Annotated in this window: 22 protein-coding genes; 7 read left to right on the top strand and 15 right to left on the bottom strand. The window is 69.0% G+C overall.

The window, feature by feature from the left end; all coding sequences use genetic code 11:
- Positions 1–64: 64 nt before the first annotated feature.
- From AWB92_RS12200 to AWB92_RS12180, 5 genes are all read right to left on the bottom strand, one after another.
- Positions 65–2077, bottom strand: a complete 2013-nt coding sequence (locus tag AWB92_RS12200; RefSeq protein ID WP_142282063.1) for a penicillin-binding protein 2 — start codon at positions 2075–2077, stop codon at positions 65–67.
- Positions 2074–3246, bottom strand: a complete 1173-nt coding sequence (locus tag AWB92_RS12195) for a hypothetical protein (protein ID WP_085185861.1) — start codon at positions 3244–3246, stop codon at positions 2074–2076. The genes AWB92_RS12200 and AWB92_RS12195 overlap by 4 nt, the downstream gene beginning before the upstream one ends.
- Positions 3246–4442 carry a 16S rRNA (cytosine(1402)-N(4))-methyltransferase RsmH gene (gene rsmH, locus AWB92_RS12190; RefSeq protein WP_142282062.1) on the bottom strand — a complete coding sequence of 399 codons (1197 nt, stop codon included), beginning with the start codon at positions 4440–4442 and terminating at the stop codon, positions 3246–3248. The genes AWB92_RS12195 and rsmH overlap by 1 nt, the downstream gene beginning before the upstream one ends.
- Positions 4417–4848, bottom strand: coding sequence for a division/cell wall cluster transcriptional repressor MraZ (gene mraZ, locus AWB92_RS12185; RefSeq protein ID WP_067159148.1), 432 nt, complete (start codon positions 4846–4848; stop codon positions 4417–4419). Before mraZ ends, rsmH begins: the two co-directional genes overlap by 26 nt.
- Before the next feature lie 390 nt (positions 4849–5238).
- Positions 5239–5640 (bottom strand): DUF3040 domain-containing protein, encoded by a 402-nt coding sequence (locus tag AWB92_RS12180; protein ID WP_068126470.1) that lies wholly within the window; start codon positions 5638–5640, stop codon positions 5239–5241.
- Positions 5641–5955: 315 nt separating this feature from the next.
- Between AWB92_RS12180 and AWB92_RS12175 the strand changes: the two genes are divergently transcribed.
- Both AWB92_RS12175 and AWB92_RS12170 read left to right on the top strand, forming a co-directional pair.
- The gene (locus AWB92_RS12175; protein ID WP_085185857.1) at positions 5956–6564 is read left to right on the top strand and encodes an N-acetyltransferase; all 609 of its coding nucleotides are present in this window, start codon (positions 5956–5958) and stop codon (positions 6562–6564) included.
- A 125-nt stretch (positions 6565–6689) separates the two neighbouring features.
- Positions 6690–7337, top strand: coding sequence for a DUF3153 domain-containing protein (locus AWB92_RS12170; protein WP_068108890.1), 648 nt, complete (start codon positions 6690–6692; stop codon positions 7335–7337).
- A 55-nt stretch (positions 7338–7392) separates the two neighbouring features.
- Here AWB92_RS12170 and AWB92_RS12165 read toward each other — a convergent pair whose 3' ends face one another.
- Positions 7393–8277, bottom strand: coding sequence for a mycobacterial-type methylenetetrahydrofolate reductase (locus tag AWB92_RS12165; protein ID WP_085186104.1), 885 nt, complete (start codon positions 8275–8277; stop codon positions 7393–7395).
- A gap of 188 nt (positions 8278–8465) precedes the next feature.
- Between AWB92_RS12165 and idsA2 the strand changes: the two genes are divergently transcribed.
- Complete coding sequence (gene idsA2, locus AWB92_RS12160) at positions 8466–9515, top strand: bifunctional (2E,6E)-farnesyl/geranyl diphosphate synthase (RefSeq protein WP_085185855.1); 1050 nt, start codon at positions 8466–8468, stop codon at positions 9513–9515.
- A 4-nt stretch (positions 9516–9519) separates the two neighbouring features.
- A complete protein-coding gene (locus AWB92_RS12155; protein ID WP_085185853.1) occupies positions 9520–11031 on the top strand; it encodes an alpha-(1->6)-mannopyranosyltransferase A in 1512 nt (503 codons plus the stop codon).
- On the opposite strand, the gene AWB92_RS12150 is transcribed toward AWB92_RS12155, so the two are convergent.
- Positions 11018–11422 (bottom strand): Rv2175c family DNA-binding protein, encoded by a 405-nt coding sequence (locus AWB92_RS12150; protein ID WP_068109517.1) that lies wholly within the window; start codon positions 11420–11422, stop codon positions 11018–11020. The two genes, AWB92_RS12155 and AWB92_RS12150, sit on opposite strands and share 14 nt — an antisense overlap.
- A 68-nt stretch (positions 11423–11490) precedes the next feature.
- On the opposite strand from AWB92_RS12150, the gene AWB92_RS12145 reads away from it, so the two are divergent.
- Both AWB92_RS12145 and AWB92_RS12140 read left to right on the top strand, forming a co-directional pair.
- A complete protein-coding gene (locus AWB92_RS12145; RefSeq protein WP_142282061.1) occupies positions 11491–12690 on the top strand; it encodes a protein kinase in 1200 nt (399 codons plus the stop codon).
- A gap of 34 nt (positions 12691–12724) precedes the next feature.
- Positions 12725–13696, top strand: a complete 972-nt coding sequence (locus tag AWB92_RS12140) for an alpha/beta hydrolase (protein ID WP_241523436.1) — start codon at positions 12725–12727, stop codon at positions 13694–13696.
- On the opposite strand, the gene AWB92_RS12135 is transcribed toward AWB92_RS12140, so the two are convergent.
- Genes AWB92_RS12135 through AWB92_RS12125 form a run of 3 tightly spaced genes read right to left on the bottom strand, consistent with a single transcriptional unit; the run spans position 13693 to position 16522 of the window.
- Positions 13693–15081 (bottom strand): 3-deoxy-7-phosphoheptulonate synthase class II, encoded by a 1389-nt coding sequence (locus tag AWB92_RS12135; protein ID WP_068184911.1) that lies wholly within the window; start codon positions 15079–15081, stop codon positions 13693–13695. The two genes, AWB92_RS12140 and AWB92_RS12135, sit on opposite strands and share 4 nt — an antisense overlap.
- 44 nt (positions 15082–15125) lie before the next feature.
- Positions 15126–15629 carry a polyadenylate-specific 3'-exoribonuclease AS gene (locus AWB92_RS12130; protein WP_085185851.1) on the bottom strand — a complete coding sequence of 168 codons (504 nt, stop codon included), beginning with the start codon at positions 15627–15629 and terminating at the stop codon, positions 15126–15128.
- Between the two features lie 32 nt (positions 15630–15661).
- Complete coding sequence (locus AWB92_RS12125; protein ID WP_173817409.1) at positions 15662–16522, bottom strand: hypothetical protein; 861 nt, start codon at positions 16520–16522, stop codon at positions 15662–15664.
- 113 nt (positions 16523–16635) lie between these two features.
- Between AWB92_RS12125 and AWB92_RS12120 the strand changes: the two genes are divergently transcribed.
- Complete coding sequence (locus tag AWB92_RS12120) at positions 16636–17931, top strand: glycosyltransferase 87 family protein (protein ID WP_085185847.1); 1296 nt, start codon at positions 16636–16638, stop codon at positions 17929–17931.
- Here AWB92_RS12120 and AWB92_RS12115 read toward each other — a convergent pair.
- The 5 genes from AWB92_RS12115 to AWB92_RS12095 all read right to left on the bottom strand — a co-directional run bounded on the left by AWB92_RS12115 (position 17928) and on the right by AWB92_RS12095 (position 21310).
- Positions 17928–18656, bottom strand: a complete 729-nt coding sequence (locus tag AWB92_RS12115; RefSeq protein WP_068184901.1) for a lysophospholipid acyltransferase family protein — start codon at positions 18654–18656, stop codon at positions 17928–17930. The two genes, AWB92_RS12120 and AWB92_RS12115, sit on opposite strands and share 4 nt — an antisense overlap.
- Before the next feature lie 87 nt (positions 18657–18743).
- Complete coding sequence (locus AWB92_RS12110) at positions 18744–19133, bottom strand: hypothetical protein (protein WP_085185845.1); 390 nt, start codon at positions 19131–19133, stop codon at positions 18744–18746.
- The gene (locus AWB92_RS12105; protein ID WP_193376473.1) at positions 19130–20389 is read right to left on the bottom strand and encodes an ArsA family ATPase; all 1260 of its coding nucleotides are present in this window, start codon (positions 20387–20389) and stop codon (positions 19130–19132) included. The genes AWB92_RS12110 and AWB92_RS12105 overlap by 4 nt, the downstream gene beginning before the upstream one ends.
- Positions 20382–20819 (bottom strand): SRPBCC family protein, encoded by a 438-nt coding sequence (locus tag AWB92_RS12100; RefSeq protein ID WP_068184891.1) that lies wholly within the window; start codon positions 20817–20819, stop codon positions 20382–20384. The genes AWB92_RS12105 and AWB92_RS12100 overlap by 8 nt, the downstream gene beginning before the upstream one ends.
- A 101-nt stretch (positions 20820–20920) precedes the next feature.
- Positions 20921–21310, bottom strand: coding sequence for a polyketide cyclase / dehydrase and lipid transport (locus AWB92_RS12095; protein WP_142282060.1), 390 nt, complete (start codon positions 21308–21310; stop codon positions 20921–20923).
- Positions 21311–21437: the final 127 nt, after the last annotated feature.

The following is a 21437-nucleotide window of genomic DNA, read 5'->3' as shown; positions in this document are numbered from 1 at the left end:
CGCCGAGGGCGTGATTCGGACCCGGATTCCGCCCTGCGTTCACTCCGGTTGCCCTTGCGATCACCTACGTGGCCTGCAGGGTGAGCGGCGGCCCCGGATCGGGTGACAGCGGCACGTTCTCGCGTTGCATCAGCCAGCCCGCGATGTTGTGGAACAGCGGGGCCGCCGAGTGCCCGGGCGTGCCGTCCGCGTTGCGCTGCGGGTTGTCCATCATGATGCCGATGATGTAGCGGGGATTGTCGACGGTGGCCATGCCGGCGAAGGTGATCCAGTAGACGTCGTCGAAGTAGCAGCCGCAGCCCGGGTTGATCTGCTGGGCGGTCCCGGTCTTGCCGGCCATCTGATAGCCGGACACTGCGGCCGACGGCCCGGTGCCCTGCTGGTAGCCCATCGGGTCGCTTTGCACGACGGCGCGCAGCATGCCGCGAACGGTCTGCGCGGTCTGCGGCGACACCACCCGGACACCGTCCGGGTGCGGTTCTTCGGTCCGGGTGCCGTCGGGTGCGATGGTGGCCTTGATGATCCGCGGCGGGACCCGCAGCCCGTCGTTGGCGATCGTCTGGTACATGTCGGTCATCTGCAGCAGGGTCATCGAAAGCCCTTGGCCGATAGGCAGGTTCGAGAAGGTGCTGCCCGACCACTGGTCGATGGGCGGCACCAGGCCCGCGCTCTCACCGGGCAGCCCGACGTTGGTGCGCTGGCCCAGCCCGAACTTGCGGACCATGTCGTAGAAGCGTTCGGGGCCGACGCGCTGCGCCAGCATCAAAGTGCCGACGTTCGACGACTTTCCGAACACGCCGGTGGTGGTGTAGGGCATCACGCCGTGGTCCCAGGCGTCGTGGATGCTGACCCCGCCCATCTGGATCGAGCCGGGCACGTGCAACACCTCGTCGGGGTTGGACAGGCCGTACTCGATGACCGACGACGCGGTGATCACCTTGTTCACCGATCCCGGTTCGAAGGGCGAGGACACCGCCAGGTTGCCCAGCTGCCGGTCGCCCTGCTTTCCGATGTCCTGGGAGGGATCGAAGGTGTTGTCGTTGGCCATCGCCAGCACCTCGCCCGTCTTCGAGTCCAGGACGACCGCCGAAACGTTGTGCGCCCCAGACAAATTCTTTGCCTGCTGGACCTGCTGCTGGACGTAGAACTGGATGTCGTCGTCGAGGGTCAGCTGGACGGTCGAACCGTTGACGGCCCGGTGCCGGTTGCGGTAACTGCCCGGGATGACGACGCCGTCGGATCCGCGGTCATAGGTGACCGAGCCGTCGGTGCCGGAAAGGACGGAATCCAGCGAGTCCTCCAGCCCGAGCAGCCCATGGCCGTCCCAGTCGATGCCGCCGACGATGTTGGCCGCCAGCGACCCGCCCGGATACTGGCGCAGATCCTGGCGTTCGGAACCGACCTCGGGAAACTTGTCCGAGATGGCGCTGGCGACGGCGGGGTCGACGGCGCGCGCAAGGTACACGAAGTTTTCGTTGCTTTGCAGTTTCTTCAGCACGGTCGCGTAGTCCGGCTTGTTGTTCAGCCGGGTGGAGACCTCTTTGGCCATGTCGCGCAGCCGCTCCTGCGGGTCGGGGGCGGCGGGGTTCTTCTTCTTCGCCTCTTCCAGCTGCTGGTGAATCCGCTTGGGCTGGAACGTCAATGCGCGGGACTCGATGGTGAAGGCCAGCTGTTGGTTGTTGCGGTCCACGATGCTGCCGCGGACCGCCTTCTCCACGTCGGTGACCTTCAGCTGTCCGGCCGCCTGGGCGCGCAGCTTCGGGGCGTCGGTGACCTGCAGGACGAACAGCTGCGCCGCGGCGACCGCCATCAGCAGCACGATCACGATGTTGCCGGCCCGATGCCGGAAGACGAACGACGCGCCGCGCGTCCCCACCTCCACGATCTGGCGGGTGCGCCGCTCGCGCGCCGAGTGTCCGACGCCCGCCGCCTCGGCCGGACGGGTTTGCTTGGCCTGCTTGGCTTTACGGGGATTCTTCGGTTGCCGGAGGTCCTTGGGCTCCTGCGGTTTACGGGGCCGGCGCGTCGGCCGCACCGACGGCGACCGGCGTGCCCGCCTGTCCTCGCCGCGGCTCACCGGGCGCCACCCGGCGTCGCGGCGGTGGGCGGCCCGAACTGTTGGCCGTTAGCCGGCGCGCCAGGTTGCGGGGCCTGAGGGGTTTGCGCGGCCGGACCGGGCATTGCCGGCCGCACCGGAACCGGCACCTCCGCGGGCAGCGGAGCGGGCACCGGTGCGGGGGCCGGGATCGGCAGGCCGCCCATGGGAATCGAGACCTCGGCGGGCACCGGAGGCTGTGCCGGGCCCGCCGGGGACGGCAGTCCCGGCGTCGGCAGCACCGGCACCACACCCTGGAAGTGCCCGATTGCGGGGCCGCCCGGCATCCCCGGCAGCGGCCCGACGGGCAGCTGCGCGGGCAGGTGCTGGCCGCCCACGGTCGACGAGCCGTCTGGGGCCCGCAACAGCGCCTCAGGTCCCGACCGCGCCGGCACCGGTGGCGCCCCGGGCGCCGGCATCACCCGGACCGGGACCTCCGGCGGAAGCGGCGGAGGCGGTGGGACCGGTGGGGGCGCGTCGGAGATCTTGCTGTTCAGCGGCGGCGGCGGAACGCCGTCGGCGGGCTTCGGGCTGCCGACGACCACCCAGTTACCGGTCGGGTCCTGGACCAGGTGCGCGGTGTCCCTCGTCGGGATCATGCCCTGTTTGCGGGCCGCTTCGGCCAGCGCGGGTGCGGATTCCGCCTCGCGCACATCACGTTCCAGCGACTCCTTCTGCTGCTGCAGCATCCGGTTCTTCTCGCGGGCGTGGCTCAACTGATAGGAACGCTCGGCCGAGTCGGTGGACAACCACAGCGTCAGGCCCAGCCCCAGGCCGAGCGCGCCGATGATCAGCACGACGAACGGAACCTTGCTCGCCAGCGTCCGCGGCCGCAGGTCGATCGACGCCAGCCGGGTGGCCAGCCGTTCGGTCAACCGAGGCCGGATAGCCTTGGGCGCCTTAGCTTTTCGTGCCTTGGCCCGCGCCTTGGCCTGGCTCGCATTCTTGGGCCGGCCCGACCGCTCGACCGGCCGGGCGATCGGGCTGGTTTGCGGCCCGGAGTGATGCGTCCGACCCTCGCGGGCATTGGCCGAGGCGCTCCCGGGCCGGGTGCGGCGAGCCGACGGCGAGTCGGCCGCGGCGCGCCGGCCTTTGCGGGCGGATCCGTCGCGTCCGCCCCGCCGCTTGGGCGTCTCGCGCTTTACCTTCATCAGCCGCCTTTCCCGCTAGCCTGCCGTGATTGCCCGTCTGTCCCCAGCCGTTGCACCGCCCGTAGGCGCACCGCGGCGCTGCGCGGATTGCGTTCGACCTCGGCGGCGTCCGCGCGTTCGGCGCCGCGCGTCAACGACCGGAATCTCGGCTCGTGGCCGGGAAGTTCGAACGGAAGATCCACCGGCGTGCGCGACGCGACCGCGTCGGCGAACACGCGCTTGACGATCCGGTCCTCCAGCGATTGGTAGGCCATCACCGCGATGCGGCCGTCGACCGTCAACGCGTCCAGCGCGGCGGGGAGAGCGTCGCGCAACGAGGTCAGTTCGTCGTTGACGGCGATCCGCAGCGCCTGGAACGTCCGCTTGGCCGGATGCCCGCCGGTGCGCCGGGCGGGCGCCGGAATCGCTTGGTACAGCAGCTCTACCAACTCCGCGGTCGAGGTGAACGGGGCGCGGGCGCGCCGGGCGACGATCTGCTTGGCGATGCGGCGGGCGAAACGCTCCTCGCCGTAGCGGTGCAGGATGTCCGCCAGCGAGGCCTCGTCGTAGGTGTTGACGATGTCGGCCGCGGTCAACGGTGACGACGGGTCCATCCGCATGTCCAGCGGCGCGTCCTGGGCGTAGGCGAAGCCCCGTTCGGCGCGGTCGAGCTGCATGGAGGACACGCCGAGGTCGAACAGCATCCCGTCGACGGATTCGGCTGCGGCACAGCCGGATTCGGCCAGCGCGTCGGCGAGGTCGTCGTATCGGGCGTGCACCAGGGTGACCCGGTCGGCGAACCGGCCCAGTCGGCCTCGGGCGATGTCGAGGGCGCTGGGATCGCGGTCGAGCCCGATCAGCCGCAGGCCGGGCAGGTCGGTCAGGAATCGCTCGGCGTGACCGCCGGCGCCCAGCGTGGCGTCGAGGAGGACCGCTCCGCTGCCGTCGGGGTGCCGGCGCGTCAGTGCGGGGGTGAGCAGCTCGACGCAGCGATCCAGCAGGACGGGCACATGCCCGAAGTCGTCCGAATTCTCAGCCACCGCAACGCCTCTCCGGAGGGCCGCCCTTGCAGCCCCGTCGGCCCGAAGGGCCGCCCTTGCACCCAGGTCTCTGTCCGAAGATACGAACCTGGCGTTGGGGAAGTACGCCAGGGTCGGTTCGGGCAGAGGCCACGATGCACGGGCACGCGCCTCAGATAATGTCGCCGAGTGCTTCATCGCTGGCCGCGGAGAAGTTCTCTTCGTGGGTCTGCTGGTAGTCGTGCCAGGCCTGCGCATCCCAGATCTCGAGGTAGTCGACCGCCCCGATCACCACGCAGTCCTTGGTCAGGTTCGCGTAGCGGCGGTGGTCGGCCGACAGGGTGATGCGGCCCTGCGCATCGGGATGCTGCTCGTCGGTGCCGGCGGCGAGATTGCGCAGGAAGGCTCGGGCTTCGGGGTTGCTGCGTGAGGTCTTGCTGGCCCGGCGCGCCAGCGCCTCGAATTCCGTCCGCGGGTAGACCGCGAGGCTGTGGTCCTGGCTCTTGGTGACCATCAACCCCCCTGCCAACGTGTCGCGGAACTTGGCGGGCAACGTCAGCCGCCCCTTGTCGTCAAGCTTGGGCGTGTAGGTGCCGAGAAACACCAGCTCACCTCCCGTGGAGACCCGGCTCTCGCCTCACCCAAACGCTTCAGCCACCATACCCCACCATCCCCCACTTCGCCCCATTTCTAGAGTGTCGTGGCCGAGTTTTCCCGCTCTTCCGCCACCATGCGGGGTCCGGCCGCTGGCCGACGGCTCCGGACATCGCATTGCGGCCCTGTCGTCGGGCCGGAAAACCGCACTTCAGGGTCGTGAAATCGCCGGGTGGGGCGCAGTGGGGCTTTCCGGTGGGGCCGGGTGGGGCGTATCGCGCGTGCCGGGCTCGATTTGGGCTCGATTGGGAGACGAAATGAACTACGCACCGCGCATCGCTCGCTCGAGCGCAAAAAAGAGGTAGCCGTGATGGCTACCTCTTACTAAGCGCTGTGCCGGCTACTCGTCGAAGCGCCGGCGGAAGCGATCCTCCATGCGGCTGGTGAACGAGCCGCCGCTCTTGTTGCGCCGCTGGCGCGCCGATCCGGGCGCCGATCCGGAACGGTCCGGCCTGCCCGCCAGCCGTGGACCGGTGATCGCATAGACCACGCCGCCGAACATCACGATGAAGCCAAAGACGCTCAGAATTGGGAAGCTTCCGATCATCGTGGCTTTGAACGCCACCCCGGAGACCAACATCGCCAGGCCGATGACGAACAGCGCCGCGCCCTGCAGGCGCCGCCGCGCGGTCGGCGCGCGCAACCCTCCGCCACGGACGCTCGACGCGAATTTAGGGTCCTCCGCGTAGAGGGCGCTCTCGATCTGATCGAGCATCCGCTGTTCATGATCGGAGAGTGGCATTCGTCCCTCCTTGCCGACAGTTTGGCACGTAACTATCGATAGCACGCGGATGCCCGTTAAGGGCAACTACCACAAATGATACGAGGTCAATCTGTGGCGTACCACTGGTTCGGCAGCGATTCTATCCTGGGCGGGTTCGCGCGCCGGTCGACCTCGCAACGACGGTGCGCCGCAACCCGCTTGCCAAACCGGCTCGTTTCGCCCCGCTGCTACCCACAGCCGCCGGGCGCGCCGGGCCGCGGGGGTCGGATAATGGCGACAGCGCCACGGGACCGAACTCACACCTGAAGCCACCGATGAGGAGGACACCGCGAGTTGGCGATATTCCTCATCGATCTGCCGCCGAGCGATATGGAGCGCCGCCTGTCCGACGCCCTCGGCGTCTACGTCGAAGCGATGCGATACCCGCGGGGCACCGAGAACCAGCGCGCCGCCATGTGGCTCGAACACATCCGCCGGCACGGCTGGCAAGGGGTGGCCGCCGTCGAGGCCGAGGCGCCCGAGGGTCCCGGCGCCCAGCCGCCGTCGGCCGCCGAACTGAGCGACGCCCCGCTGCTCGGCGTGGCCTACGGGTACCCCGGGGCGCCCGGGCAGTGGTGGCAGCAGCAGGTGGTCTTGGGCCTGCAACGCGGCGGCTCGCCGCCCCAGGAGATCGCGCGGCTGATGAACAGTTACTTCGAGCTGACCGAGCTGCACATCCACCCCCGCGCTCAGGGCCGCGGCCTGGGCGAGGCGCTGGCCCGCCGGCTGCTGGCCGGGCGCTCCGAGGAGAACGTCCTGCTCTCCACCCCGGAAATCAACGGGGAACCGAACCGGGCCTGGCGGCTGTACCGGCGGCTGGGTTTCACCGACGTCATCCGCCGCTACCACTTCGCCGGGGACCCACGGGCGTTCGCGATCCTGGGCCGCACCCTTCCGCTGTAGCGACACCGCCCGGGGCGCCACACCCGACGCGCCGGATCTGGCACGATGACCTCGTGCACGCCAGCCCCGCCCCGGTTCGGCCCCGCGGCTTCACGCCCCGGCGGCGCCGCGCCCTGGCCATCGCGATGCTGCTGTTGATCGTGCCCCTGGCGAGCGGGTGCCTGCGGGTCCGGGCGTCGCTCACCGTCTCGCCCGACGACCTGGTGTCCGGCGAGATCATCGCGGCGGCCAAGCCGAAGACACCTAAGGACACCGGCCCGCAGCTCGACACCAATAACCTGCCGTTCGGCCAGAAGGTGGCGGTGTCGAACTACGACAGCGACGGCTACGTGGGCTCGCAGGCGGTGTTCTCCGATCTGACCTTCGCCGAGTTGCCGCAGCTGGCGAACATGAACTCCGACGCCCAAGGAGTGAACCTGTCGCTGCGCCGCAACGGCAACCTGGTGATCCTCGAGGGCCGGGCCGACCTGACTTCGGTGACCGACAACGACGCCGACGTCGAGCTGACGGTCGCCTTCCCCGGCGTCGTGACGTCAACCAACGGCGATCGCGTTGAGTCCGACGTGGTGTCGTGGAAGCTCAAACCGGGCGTAGTGACCACCATGAGCGCCAACGCCCGCTACACCGACCCGAACACCCGCAACTTCACCGGCGCGGGTGTGTGGCTGGGCATCGCGTCCTTCGCGGCGGCCGGGGTGGTGGCGGTGCTGGCCTGGATGAGCCGCGACCGCTCGCCGCGGCTCACCGCGCCGCGCGACCAGCCGCCCAGCTAGGGCGATCGCAAGCGCGGCGTATTTCGCCGGGCGCTGCGGGTCGCCCGTGGGCAGCCTAGGGCGACCAGTAGTCGAGCATCTCCGCGAAGGTCTGGAACGCGGGCCCGGAAACCCCGTAGGTCGCCTCAAAGTGGATGCTCAGCGGAAAGCCGAGCTCGGCGACCCCGTCGATCACGCGCTTGTACAGGTCGACCATCAGCCGGCGCTTTTGGTCCGGTTCGCTGCCGGCCAACCGTTGGACGAACTCCTGCTCGCGCGCCACCGCGGCGTTGCCCGGGTCCTGAATCAGCCAGTTGATCAGGCCGACGCGGCTCTCCACCTTTGGAACGAATCCGAAGGACAGCAGGAGCTCGGGCCGGTGATCGGTGTTGTTGGCGAAATCGGTCAAAAAGCCGACGATGGCGTCGGAGTACAGCAGCTGGGTCATGCCGTACGTCGCGCCCTGGTTGCACTTGAAGTTCAGCCGGCCCTGCTCGCCCTCGCGGGTGGGGATCACGATCACGCCGCGGTTGGTCACCAGGTCGCGGTAGATCGACAGGGCATCGGTCGGCGCGACGCCGGAGCCCTCGCCGTCGTTCATGGTGCGCGGGACGCCGACGAAGACGACGCCCTCCATGCCGGCGGCGCACAGGTCGGTCAGCCGGCCGCGCAGCGACACCTCGTCCATGAACGCGGTCACCTGGGTGCACAGGCCCTGGAGGCCCGGCAATTCGGGTTTGATGATCGACCAGAAGTCCAGGACGTCGAGCTTCTGCTTCATGGCGACGGGCCGATCGTCGTCCTCGGCGATCATCCCGGGAATCATCACGTGCCGGATCCGGCCGTCGAGGCCGAATTCACCCGAATACCGCACCACTTTTCGCGCGTCTTCGAGGGCCCGTTCCTTACCGTCTTCGACGTTGGGGGGCACCAACTCGAGCGCGATGGTGTTGAGGGTCACGCGGCTCCTATCGATCAGATCCACCAGACGACTTGCTTCCCAGATCGCCAGCATAGGGGCGGAATAGTGAGGCAGTCGAAGCAACTGGGGTCCCGGAAGCGACATACACTGTCGGCCCAGGGACAGGCCGAGCAGAAAGGGGCGCCGCGCTGAGCCTGAATGCTTCAGAGGCAGCGGCAACCGGCGAGTTGACCGGCGCGATCACCGAGCAACTCCGGCGGTACCTGCGCGACCGGCGCGAGCGGACGGCCTACATCGGCGCCGACTACGACGTCCTGGTCGCCGCCCTGGAGGACTTCGTGCTCAACGGGGGCAAGCGGCTGCGGCCCGCGTTCGCCTACTGGGGCTGGCGGTCGGTGGCAAGCGGGGAGCCCGAACCCGAAGTGTTGCTGCTGTTTTCCGCGCTCGAACTGCTGCACGCCTGCGCGCTGGTGCACGACGACGTGATCGACGCCTCCTCCACCCGCCGCGGCAAGCCGACCGCGCACGTGCGCTTCGCCGCGCTGCACCGCGACCGGGGCTGGCGCGGCTCACCCGAGCAGTTCGGGACGTCGGCGGCCATCCTGCTCGGCGACCTCGCGCTGGCCTGGGCCGACGACATCGTCTTCGGGGCCACACTGGCGCCCGACGCGCGCGGCCGGGTCCAGCGGGTGTGGGCCGACATCCGCACCGAGGTGCTGGGCGGGCAATACCTCGACATCGTCGCCGAGAACAGCGGCGCCGAGTCGATCGCGTCGGCGATGAACGTCGACACCTTCAAGACCGCCTGCTACACGGTGGCGCGGCCGCTGCAGCTGGGCGTGGCCGCCGCCGCCGACCAGCCCGAAGTGCAGGCAGCCTTCAAAGAATTCGGGACCGACATCGGCGTCGCGTTCCAGCTGCGCGACGACGTACTGGGCGTGTTCGGCGACCCCGCGGTGACGGGCAAGCCGTCCGGCGACGACCTGAGGTCCGGCAAGCGAACCGTGCTGCTGGCCGAGGCGGTGGAGCTGGCGGACAAGTCGGACCCCTTGGCGGCCAACCGGTTACGCGGCTCGATCGGTGCGCAGCTCACCGATGCGCAGGTTGCCGAACTGCGCGACGTCATCGAGTCGGTGGGCGCGCTGGCCGCGGCGGAGCAACGCATCGCCGCGCTGACCGAACGAGCGCTGGCCACGCTCGCGGCTGCCCCCATCAATGCGGCGGCCAAGGCGGGGCTGGCCGAGCTCGCCAGGATGGCCACGAATCGGTCCGCCTGAGCCGATGACGAGTCCCGCCCAGGCCACGGCCGCCAAACAACCTGTCGCGCAGCATCTTTCGCGGCTTGTCGCGTTCGCCGCCACGCCACAGGCCGGGCCGGCGAAGCTGGGCTTCCTAGGCTCGGTGCTGATCACCCTGGGCGGGCTGGGCGCCGGCAGCACCAAACCGCAGGACCCGCTGCTGGAGGCGCTGCACCTGTCCTGGTTGCGCTTCGGCCACGGACTGGTGCTGTCCTCGATCGTGTTGTGGACGGGCGTGGGCCTCATGCTGATCGCGTGGGTGGTGCTGGGCCGGCGCGCGCTGGGCGGGCACGCCACCGAGTTCACCATGCGGGCGACCACCGCCTTCTGGCTGGCGCCGCTGCTGTTGTCGGTGCCCGTCTTCAGCCGCGACACCTACTCCTACCTGGCGCAGGGCGCGCTGCTGCGCGACGGCTTCGACCCCTACGCCGTCGGCCCGGTCGCCAATCCAAACCCCTTGCTGGACAACGTGAGTCCGATCTGGACGATCACCACGGCGCCCTATGGGCCGGCATTCATCCTGATCGCCAAGCTGGTCACGATGGTGGTGGGCAACCACGTGATCGCCGGGACGATGCTGCTGCGCCTGTGTATGCTGCCCGGCTTGGCGCTGCTGATCTGGGCCACTCCCCGGCTCGCCCATCATCTGGGCACCAACGGCGCGCTGGCGCTATGGATCTGCGTGCTCAACCCTCTCGTGCTCATCCATCTGATGGGCGGCGTGCACAACGAGATGCTGATGGTCGGCCTGATGGCCGCCGGCATCGCGCTCACCTTGCAGGGTCGCCACGTCCTGGGCGTCGTGCTGATCACGGCGGCGATCGCGGTCAAAGCCACCGCCGGAATCTCGTTGCCCTTCATGGTGTGGGTGTGGATGCGGCATCTCCGCGACCGGCGGGGATATCGGGCGGTGCCGGCGTTTCTGGCGGCCACCGCGATGTCTCTCGCGGTTTTCGCCGTCGTGTTCGCGATCCTGTCCGCGGCGGCCGGCGTCGGGCTGGGATGGCTGACCGCGCTGGCGGGGTCGGTGAAGATCATCAACTGGCTGACCGTGCCCACCGCGGTCGCCAACCTGATCCACGCTCTGGGCAGCGGCTTTTTCCCGGTCGACTTCTACGCCACGCTGCGAATCACCCGGTTCATCGGCATCGCGATCATCGCGGTGTCGCTGCCGCTGTTGTGGTGGCGGTTCCGCCGCGACGACCGCGCCGCGCTGGCCGGGATCGCGTGGTCGATGCTGATCGTGGTCTTGTTCGTCCCGGCCGCACTGCCTTGGTACTACTCCTGGCCCCTGGCGGTGGCGGCCCCGCTGGCCCAGTCGCGGCGGGCGGTCGCGACCATCGCCGGCCTGTCGACCTGGGTGATGGTGATCTTCAAACCCGACGGGTCGCACGGCATGTACTCGTGGCTGCATTTCTCGCTGGCCACCGCCTGCGCGCTGGCCGCCTGGTACGCGCTGTACCGGGCGCCGGAATCGGCTACTAGTACGCCATAGCCTGCGCGCGCCGCACCACTTCGCGCGCCTGGTGGCAATGCAGGGCGTCGACGGGCCGGGCGTTCGTGACGGCATCGCGGCTGCCGTCGCGCGTGATCGTCAGCGACGGATCGGGGGTGAACAGCCAGCGCACGATCTCCGTCTCGTGATAGCCGCCGTCGTGCAGGATCGTCAGCAGCCCGGGCAGGCTCTTGACCACCTCACCGGACTTGGTGAAGAACACCTGAGGCACCACCACACCGCCGCCGCGCTTGACCGCGACCAGGTGGCCCTCGCGCAGCTGCTGGGCCACCTTGCTGACCGGTACGCCGAGCACCTCGGCCACCCCCGGCAGATCGTAGGTCGGCTCGTCGGGATCCAGGACGTCGTCGCCGGCCGGAATACTGCTCACGGCGCCAGTGTAGGCCCTGCTTAGCGCCTTGGACCCAGGTTTTCGCGACCCGCACCTACGATGGCCCGGTGAGCGAAGCCGGGATCCGCGACCCCTTGGAGGGCACGCTGCTGGACGGCCGCTACCTGGTCGAGTCCAGGATTGCCAGCGGCGGCACCTCGACGGTGTACCGCGGCCTCGACGTCCGACTGGACCGCCCGGTCGCGGTCAAGGTGATGGACTCGCGCTACGCCGGCGACGACCAGTTCCTGACCCGCTTCCAGCTCGAGGCGCGCACGGTCGCCCGCCTGAAAAATCCGGGCCTGGTCGCGGTCTATGACCAGGGCATGGACGCCCGGCATCCGTTTTTGGTGATGGAGCTCATCGAGGGCGGGACGCTGCGCGAGCTGCTGGCCGAGCGCGGGCCGATGCCGCCGCACGCCGTGGCGGCGGTGCTTCGCCCGGTGCTGGGCGGCCTGGCCGCCGCGCACCGCGCCGGCCTGGTGCACCGTGACGTCAAGCCCGAGAACGTCCTGATCTCCGACGACGGCGACGTCAAGATCGCCGACTTCGGGCTGGTCCGCGCCGTCGCCGCCGCCGGAATCACCTCCACCAGCGTCATTCTCGGCACCGCCGCCTACCTGTCGCCCGAGCAGGTGCGCGACGGCAACGCCGGGCCCCGCAGCGACGTCTACTCCGCCGGGATCCTCACCTACGAGCTGCTGACCGGGCGCACGCCGTTCACCGGCGACTCGGCGTTGTCGATTGCCTACCGGCGCCTGGACGCCGACGTGCCGCCACCCAGCACCGCAATCGACGGCGTGCCAGTGCAATTCGACGAATTGGTGGCACGGGCGACTGCGCGCGACCCCGCCGATCGCTACGCCGACGCCATCGAGATGGGCGCCGACCTCGCGGCGATCGCCGAAGAACTCGCGCTGCCGGACTTCCGGGTGCCCGCGCCAAGCAACTCCGCCCAGCATCGGTCGGCGGCGCTGCACCGAAGCCGGATGACCCAGCGCCCGTCCGTCGCCCCGCAATCACGCCCGCCGGCCGCGGCACCGGTCCGCAACCCCACCCGGCAGCTCCCCCGCCAACCCGATGACCAGGAGAACGAATACCAGCCGGTCGCAGGCGAATTCGCGGGCATCGCGATGAGCGAGTTCGTCTGGGCCCGCCAGCACGCGCGGCGAATGGTGCTGGTGTGGGTGGCCGTCGTGATCGCGTTCACCGGGCTGGTCGCCACCGTGGCCTGGACGATCGGCAGCAACCTCAGCGGACTGCTCTAGGTAACGGCGAACGGCACCCAAGGAGTAAAGCCTCGTGGCCTATCTCGAATACAGCGACCATCCGGAGATCTTCGTCGAGCACGACTACCCGGAACACCTGGTGGACCTCGGTGAGATCCGGATGAACTATGCGGTCGCCGGTTCGCCCGACAACCCCGCCCTGCTGCTCATACCGGGTCAGAGCGAATCCTGGTGGGGTTACGAAAAGGCGATGAAGCTCTTGGCCGATCGGTACCAGGTATATGCCGTCGACTTGCGCGGGCAGGGGCGCTCCACCTGGACGCCGGGCCGATACAGCCTGGACCTTTTCGGTGGTGACCTGGTCCGGTTCATCGACCGCGTCATCGGCCGGCCGGTGGTGGTCAGTGGGTTGTCATCCGGTGGGGTGATCGCGGCATGGTTGTCGGCCTTCGCCGCGCCGGGTCAGGTCCGCGCGGCCGTCTACGAAGACCCACCGCTGTTTACCTCGGAAACCAATCCGGCTGTCGGGCAATCGATCCGGCAATGTATCGGGGCGATCTTCCGGCTGTGGCACAAATGGTTGGGCCCGCAATGGTCCATCGGCGACTACGCCGGCTTGCAGGCCGCCATGGCCCGCGAATTGCCCGAATGGCTTCGGCAGCTGCAGGCCGGCGCTGACGCGCCCGACAGTTCGGCCGAACCACCGCAAAACCTCCGCGAATACGACCCCGAATGGGGCGATGCGTTCTTCTCCGGTCGGGTCGCGCTCAACTGCGACCACGAGTCCATGCTGAGCCACGTCAAGGTGCCGGTTCTTTTCACCCACCACTTCCACTTCGAGGATCCCGAGACCGGCAACCTGCTGGGAGCGATTTCCGATCGGCAGGTCCAGCACGCCCGCAAGCTGATCGAAGGCGCAGGGAACTCCTTCACCCTGCGCACCTTTCCTGAAATGCCCCACGCCATGCACGGCGCCGACCCGCGAACGTACGTCGCGACAGTCAGCGAGTGGGTGGACGCGCTGGAGCCCCCCGCGGGGGACTAGTCGCGCAGCATCTCGGCGACGAGGAACGCCAACTCCAGCGACTGCTGGGTGTTCAGCCGCGGGTCACAGGCGGTCTCGTAGCGCCCCACCAGGTCGGTGTCCGAAATGTCTTGCGCCCCACCCAAACACTCGGTGACGTTCTCGCCGGTGATCTCGACGTGGATGCCGCCGGGATGGGTGCCCAACGCGCGGTGCACCTCGAAGAACCCCTGCACCTCGTCCACGATGCGGTCGAAATGGCGGGTCTTGTAGCCGTTGGACGACTCGTGCGTGTTGCCGTGCATCGGGTCGCACTGCCAGATCACCTGGTGCCCGGCGGCCTGCACCTTCTCGACGATCGGCGGCAGCAGGTCGCGCACCTTGTTGTTGCCCAGCCTGCTCACCAGCGTCAGCCGTCCCGGCTTGTTGTGCGGGTCGAGGCGCTCCACGTATTCGACGGCCAGCTCGGGGGTCATCGTCGGGCCGATCTTGACACCGATCGGGTTGGCGATCACCTCGGCGAACGCGATGTGCGCGCCGTCGAGTTGGCGGGTCCGTTCGCCGATCCACACGGTATGCGCCGACAGGTCATACAGCTGCGGCTCGCCGCCCTCGACGTCGGACAGGCGCAGCATCGCCCGCTCGTAGTCGAGCACCAAAGCCTCATGGCTGGCGTAGATTTCGGCGGTCTGCAGGTTGCGGTCGGCGACCCCGCAGGCGCTCATGAACTTCAGGCCCCGGTCGATCTCGCTGGCCAGCGCCTCGTACCGCGCGCCGGCCGGCGAGGTCCGGACGAATTCGCGGTTCCAGTCATGCACCAGGTGCAGCGACGCCAGCCCCGACGACGTCAGCGCCCGCACCAGGTTCATCGCCGCGCTGGCGTTGGCGTAGGCGCGCACCAGCCGTGACGGGTCGTGCTCGCGCGCGGCGGCGTCCGGGGCGAAGCCGTTGATCATGTCGCCGCGGTAGGACCTCAGGCCCAGCGCGTCGATGTCGGCCGACCGGGGCTTGGCGTACTGGCCGGCGATGCGGGCCACCTTGACCACCGGCATGCTGGCGCCGTAGGTCAGCACGACGGCCATCTGCAGCAGGGTGCGGATGTTGCCGCGGATGTGGGGTTCGGTGTTGTCGACGAAGGTCTCGGCGCAGTCGCCGCCCTGCAGCAGGAACGCCTCGCCCCGCGCGACCTGGGCCAGCTGGTCCTGCAGCCGCACGATCTCGGACGGCACCGTCACCGGCGGCACGCTCTCGAGGACCGTGCGCATCGCGGCGGCCTGTTCCGCGTCCCAGCTGGGCTGCTGGGCGGCCGGCTTGGCCAGCGCGGCGTCCAGCCGCGTACGCAGCTCGGTCGAGAGCGGCGGCAGCGGCGGCAGCTGGTCGATCGGTATGTCGACGGTCCAGTTCATCGGTCCATGGTAACCGGGTCCGAACAGTGCCTGATCACGACTGATCAGGGCGAACGTCCCCCCGCGCCCTCGCCGGAGGTGATCAGCCGGAATCGGCGGAGCTGATCGCGGGCATCGACCAGGGCGTCGTGGGCGTCCCGCGGCCGCGGCGGCATCCGGGGGGATCCCCGCTCCTCCCACAGCTGCCGCACTTCCCTGGTGAAGCGGGGTATCGCCTGGGGCAGCGCGGGCATCGCGCCCCATAGCTGGCACAACGCCACGTGGTCGTAGGCGCCCACCCAGGCCCACAGTTCGATCGGCTCGGTCCCGCCCACGCCGAAGAACTCCTCCAGGTCCTGGCGGATCTGCTTGCGCGAGCGCCACAACTGCGACGACGGGGGCGGCAGCTTGGGCAGCACGTTGGCGCGCACCCAGCTGCCGGCGCGCTCGGGATCGAATTCGGTGGACACGGCGTAGTACTCGCGGCCGTCCTCGGCGACCACCCCGATGGAGATCAGCTCGATGGTGCGGCCGTCCTCGATGAATTCGGTGTCGTAGAAGTACCGCACCCGCGAAAGCCTAGGACAAGCCCCGGCGGAAACTATCGGCTGATCAGGATGGGCCCCGTCGGCGGCGGTGCGGCGTGCACGTCGTGGTCGAGCGTGGCGTCGACCAGGCGCTTGTCGGGCAGCCGCGGGGTCCCCGCGATTGCGCACTGCACCCACAGCTTGACCCGCACCACGGGGCGGCGCAGCCGCCGTTCCCGCTGCAGGGCGCGCCGCATCTTGTCCGGCTGGGTGGTGTAGCGCCACCGGGCCCACGGGGCGTGCGGACGCGACAACCGGATCGCACCGATGACCAGCAGCACGACGATGAACATGCCCAGCAAACCGGTCCACACCTTGCCCTTCAGCACCACCACCACGGCCAGGGGCAGCGTGAACACCAGCTCACCGGCCACCCCGGCGCGCAGCACCACCGCGTCGGCGCCGTGCCAGAACGGAAGGAAGAACATCAGCGGGTGCAGGCCCATCATCAACAGCCCGGCCACCGCCACCGCCGCGAACACCGCGTCCACCGACGTGCGGCCGTCCTCTTCCCAGTAGACGTCGGACAGGTGCAGGATCAACGCGTACTCGTCGAGAACCAGCGCGGCGCCGATCCCGAAAAGGGTTGCCGCCAACGTGAATTCGGTTTCCTGCCCGCTGACGGACAGGGTCACCAACGTCAACCCGGAGAGCATCACCAGAACCACCCCGAACGCCACGTGGTGGATGTGCACTTCCCCGATATGGACATTGCGCGGTTGCCACCACCGCGCCGGACGACCGGTTTGGGCGCGGTGGCGGATCACCCGCACGCACGTCCGCGTGACGAAAAAGGTCAGGATGAACGCGACCAGGCAGCACAGCAACGGCAGCCGGCCACGGTCGATGATGTCGTGCGCGAACCAGTGGGCCACCCCGAACACGAACCAGTGCAGCACTCTAGAAACGTACGCCTGCAGCTCCGGGCAACGCGGGAGCCGCGCTGCGACACGTTGCCGGGCCCCGCACCCATTACGCTGTTTTCGACATGAGTAGATGGCGGGCGCCCGGCGCGGGCTTCGTAACGGAACGTGGCCCCGGGCGGGTACTGCTGTGGTGCCTGGCTTGGCTGGTCGCGGCCGCGGCGATGTATTACGTGGCCTTGGACCTGTTCGGGCACACCCCGTACCGCATCGACATCGACGTCTACCAGATGGGCGGGCAGGCCTGGCTGGACAACCATCCCCTCTACCGCGGCGACGTGAAGTTCCACACACCGATCGGGCTGAATCTGCCGTTCACCTATCCCCCGCTGGCCGCCATCGTGTTTTGCCCGTTCTCCTGGCTGCACATGCCGGCAGCCAGCGTGGCGATCACGGTGTTGACGCTGGTGCTGCTGATCGTCTCGACCACGATCCTGCTGACCGGCCTGGACGTCTGGAGCACCTCGGCCGTGCTGGGCGGCCCGGCGTGGCTGCGGAGGCTGTGGTTGGCGGTGCTCATCACAGCCGCGGCGGCCACCTGGCTGGAGCCAGTGGTTTCCAATTTCGCGTTCGGCCAGATCAACGTCGTGCTGATGACATTGGTGATTGCCGACTGCGTGCCGCGCCGCACGCCGTGGCCGCGCGGAGTGCTGCTGGGCCTGGGCATCGCGCTGAAACTCACCCCGGCGGTTTTCCTGCTCTACTTCCTGCTGCGCCGCGACAACCGCGCGGCCCTGACCGCCATGGCGTCGTTCGTGGCGATGACCCTGCTGGGCTTCGCGCTGGCCTGGAGCGATTCGTGGGAGTACTGGACCCGCACCGTCCACCACACCGACCGGATCGGTGAGGCCGCGCTGAACACCGACCAAAACATCGCGGGCACCCTGGCCCGGCTGGGGCTCGACGAGCACGAGCGGTTCCCGCTATGGGTCGCCGCGTGCCTGCTGGTGCTGGCGGCGACGATCTGGGCGATGCGGCGGGTGCTGCGGGCCGGCGAGCCGACCATGGCGGTGATCTGCGTCGCGCTGTTCGGGTTGGTGGTTTCCCCGGTGTCGTGGTCGCACCACTGGGTCTGGGCGCTGCCGACGGTGCTGGTGACCGCGGTGCTGGCCTGGCGGCGCCGCAACGTCGCGCTGGGCGTGCTCAGCGCCGTCGGGGTGGCGCTGATGAGGTGGACGCCGATCGACCTGCTGCCCAAGCACCACGAGACCACCGCCAACTGGTGGCGCCAACTCGTCGGGGCGTCCTACGTGTGGTGGGCGCTGGCGGTCATCGTCGTGGCCGGGTTGACGGTCACCGCGCGGGCGACGTCGCGGGATTCGGCGACGCGCCCGCTGACGCCGGTGTCAGCCGCGAGCTAGCCGACGGCCGTCTCGGGGATGCGCGCCGCCTCGCCGGTCGGTTCGTCGCCGTTGCTGCGCTCCTTGATGCTGGCCGCGTAGATGTCGACGTACTCCTGCCCGGAGAGCCGCATCAGCTCGTAGATCACCTCGTCGGTGACGGCCCGCTCGATGAAGCGGTTGCCGGCCATTCCCTCGAACCGGGAGAAGTCCATCGGTTTGCCGAACCGGACCGTGACGCGCCCGAAGCGCAGCATCGTGGTGCCCGGCGGGTTGACCACATTGGTGCCGATCATCGCCACCGGGATCACCGGGACACCGGTGTGCAGCGCGAGCCGCGCCAGCCCGGTCTTGCCCTTGTACAGCCGGCCGTCGGGCGAGCGGGTGCCCTCGGGGTACATGCCCAGCAGCTTGCCCTGCTTCAGCACCTGCTCGGCGGTGTTGAGCGCGGCCTGGGCGGCGTCGGCGTCTGTGCGGTCGATCGGCACCTGCCCGACGGCGGTGAAGAACCACCGGCTGAACCAGCCCTTCAGGCCGGTGCCGGTGAAATATTCGGACTTCGCCAGGAAGGTGATCCGGCGACGGACCACCAGCGGCAGGAAGAAGCTGTCCATCACGGCGAGGTGATTACTCGCCAGGATCGCCGGCCCGGAAGTCGGAACGTATTCCAGCCCTTCAACTTTCGGTCGGCCAAGCAGGGACAGCAGCGGGCCCAGCAGGATGTACTTGAATAGCCAGTACCACATGGCCCTCCCTCTCGCTCCCGCCACCCGCAGTGTTCTGGCCAACTGTACCGATCCCCGGCGCAAGGGACCACCTTGTCCGCGGGCGGGTCACTCCTCGACGGTGACCGGGATGGGCTGGTATCGGGTCTTGACGGTGCCGTCACCGTCGGGGGGCTCCGCGCCGGGGCCGCCGGGCGACCCGTCGGGTGGCGGCGTCGGCGAACGGTCGATGTCGTTGACGTCGTTGACGATCCCGCGGATCACCTCCAGCAGGGCGATGCTGTGGTCGGCGATCACGGTGAGCAACGGGTGCTGCTCACCGGTCGCCAACGCGGCCAGCGCGCACACCGGGCACCACACCTGCTGGCACTTGCCGGTCCCGACGCCGGCGCCCGCCGTCAACGCCGCCGCCGTTCGCACCGCCGGGTCGATCCCGTCCAGGATCGCCTGGGCGAGCCTGCGCAACTCAGGACCGACTTCGGAATGAGCCCCACTCACTTAGGCCACACCTCCGGATCCGGTCGAAAACGAACAGTCAGCTCACCGCCCCGCAGATGCGCGTCGAGCACCGTGCAACGCCGCAGCACCGACGCCAACCGAACCCTGCGCCGCAACCCTCCAGCGCTGATGATCAGGTCGTCATCGACTCGGCCCAACGAAAGCCCTCCGGGATCAAGTTGGGGCAACGTTAGCCGCATACGGTATATCGACCCAAGCCCCGACCCGGATTCGAGGTCCACGACGGGCCGCAGCGGCCCCGGCGGCGCCGCTCCGCCGCGTCGACGGGCACTGTCGAGCAGCGCACCCAGGGCCTTGGGGCCGATCGGCTCGCCGGAAAGGTGCGGGGTCAGCACCAGCGCCACGTCGCCGATGGTGGCGTCGAGCTCGTCGAGCACGACGCGTTGTTCGGCGATGCGCTCGGCGTACCAATAGAACGCCGGGTGCTCGGGCAGGTTGCGGTACTCGTAGGACTCGTCCTCGGTCAGGACCTGGTTGACGATCAGCTCCTCGACCCGCACCCCCATCAGCGCCAGCGAACCCAGCGTGCGCACCGCCTCGGCCGCCACCACCCGCTCGGGGGTGAGCACCAGATGCGCGGTGACGAGCTCCCCGTCGGTCAGCAACTCGCTGAGGCGATCGACGCTGGCGCTGATGCGCTCCAGCAGCTCGACCATTGCGCCCGAGCGGGCGTCGTCGGCGGCGATGGACAGCCGGCGATGCCGTGGCCACGCGCGTTCCACGTAGAGCCCGAAGGTGGCAGGCAGGGTAAGCATGCGCAACGCATCCGCGGTCGAGGCGCAGTCGACGACGATGCGATCCCAGCGCCCCGAGGCCGCCAGCTGCCCGACCGCGTAGAGGCCCAGCACTTCCTGGACGCCCGGCAACGCCGAAAGCTCTTGGGGCGCAATGGTGCTCAACTCGGAGTCGGGAAACCGGCCGTCCAACGTGCTGACCACGTCGTGCCACCGGGCCTCCAGCAGTGCCAGGGTGTCCAGCGCCAGCGCGTCGAGGAAGCCGCCGCCGGCCTCCGCGTCATCGGCGAGCACCCGCACCAGCTCGCCCTCGCCACTGGGCGGGACGGGGACACCGAGCACGTCGCCCAGCGAGTGCGCCTGATCGGTCGACACCACCAGCACCCGCTGCCCCGTGCCCGCGTCGCCGACCGCGGTGGCAGCTGCCAGGGTGGACTTTCCTACCCCGCCCTTCCCAACGAACAGGCTGATCCGGGCCGGGGTGGCGCTGGACTCACTCAGCCTCGACTCGTTTCTTTAGATCCTTCAACGCGGTGTCGGTCAGGCGCCGCTCGGCCTTTCGCTTGAGCAATCCGATCATCGGGATGGCCAGGTCGACCGAAAGCTCATAGGTGACGTCGGTGCCGGATCCCTTGGGCGCCAAGCGATACGAGCCCTCGAGCGAGCGCAACAGCGAGCTGGAGACCAGTGTCCAACTCAGCGACTGGCGGTCCTTGGGCCACTTGTACGACATCACCATGGTGTCCTTGATGACCCCGGCGTCCATGACGAATCGCACCGTCTTCGGGTAGCCGTCGGCGCCCCGCTCCTGCACCTCGGCTTCCTTGTATTCCGAGATCCACTCGGGGTACGAATCGATGTCGGCGATCACCTCCAGGACCGTGCCCGGATCGGCGTCGATGTGGATGGTCTGCGTCGTCTTCTCCGCCACCTGGCTGATGCCCTCTCTCCCGCAAGCGAGTACCCCGCATGTACAGGACTACCCCGGCCTTCGGGGCGAAACGGTACTCCTACCGCGGAACCTTGATCCGGTTAAGCTACCGGAGAAACGCCGACCGGACGCGACCGTTCCGCCGTCCGTTTGACCTCGAAGGCCATTTTTTTGCCCGCCACCCGACGGCGGTGCGTCATCTTCGCCAAATTCAACTTTGCCAGCTGCCAGGCCGCCACGCCGGTCGGTTCGGCATGCAGGAAGTAGTGCAGTACCACCCCGTCCAGCGACGGCTCGAGCCAGATCTCCATGGTGCCGGTCAGTGCGCCGGTGACCGTCCACCGGATCCCCTTCTCGGCGCGGTCCTCGACGACCTGCAGCCGCAGGTCCGGCCACCACCGGCGCCACGACGACGGGTCGGCGACCACGGCGCCCACCCGAGCGCCGTCGGCGGCGACGAACGTCTGGTCGGCGATCTGAATGCTGTTCACCGCCATAGCTTCACACACCGATCCCGTCACGCCCGACGTGCGGGGCTAGGTGTACTGACCACGGACGTTGGTGACGGCGTGGCGTGGTGACATGACGAAGACCTCCGAGTGAAGTGCGAGCTGTCTA

This window comes from Mycobacterium sp. IEC1808 (assembly GCF_002101935.1).
Lineage (GTDB): Bacteria > Actinomycetota > Actinomycetes > Mycobacteriales > Mycobacteriaceae > Mycobacterium.
Note: the sequence above shows the minus strand (reverse complement) of the source record. Positions and strands in the feature narration are given on the sequence as shown.

Excerpts from the sequence above, each read along its gene's own strand:
- AWB92_RS12170 (WP_068108890.1), top strand. The coding sequence starts at position 6,690 with ATGCTGCTGTTGATCGTGCCCCTGGCGAGCGGGTGCCTGCGGGTCCGG.
- AWB92_RS12195 (WP_085185861.1), bottom strand. The coding sequence starts at position 3,246 with ATGAAGGTAAAGCGCGAGACGCCCAAGCGGCGGGGCGGACGCGACGGA.
- AWB92_RS12115 (WP_068184901.1), bottom strand. The coding sequence starts at position 18,656 with ATGTGGTACTGGCTATTCAAGTACATCCTGCTGGGCCCGCTGCTGTCC.
- rsmH (WP_142282062.1), bottom strand. The coding sequence starts at position 4,442 with ATGAAGCACTCGGCGACATTATCTGAGGCGCGTGCCCGTGCATCGTGG.
- AWB92_RS12120 (WP_085185847.1), top strand. The coding sequence starts at position 16,636 with ATGAGTAGATGGCGGGCGCCCGGCGCGGGCTTCGTAACGGAACGTGGC.
- AWB92_RS12135 (WP_068184911.1), bottom strand. The coding sequence starts at position 15,081 with ATGAACTGGACCGTCGACATACCGATCGACCAGCTGCCGCCGCTGCCG.
- AWB92_RS12155 (WP_085185853.1), top strand. The coding sequence starts at position 9,520 with ATGACGAGTCCCGCCCAGGCCACGGCCGCCAAACAACCTGTCGCGCAG.
- AWB92_RS12180 (WP_068126470.1), bottom strand. The coding sequence starts at position 5,640 with ATGCCACTCTCCGATCATGAACAGCGGATGCTCGATCAGATCGAGAGC.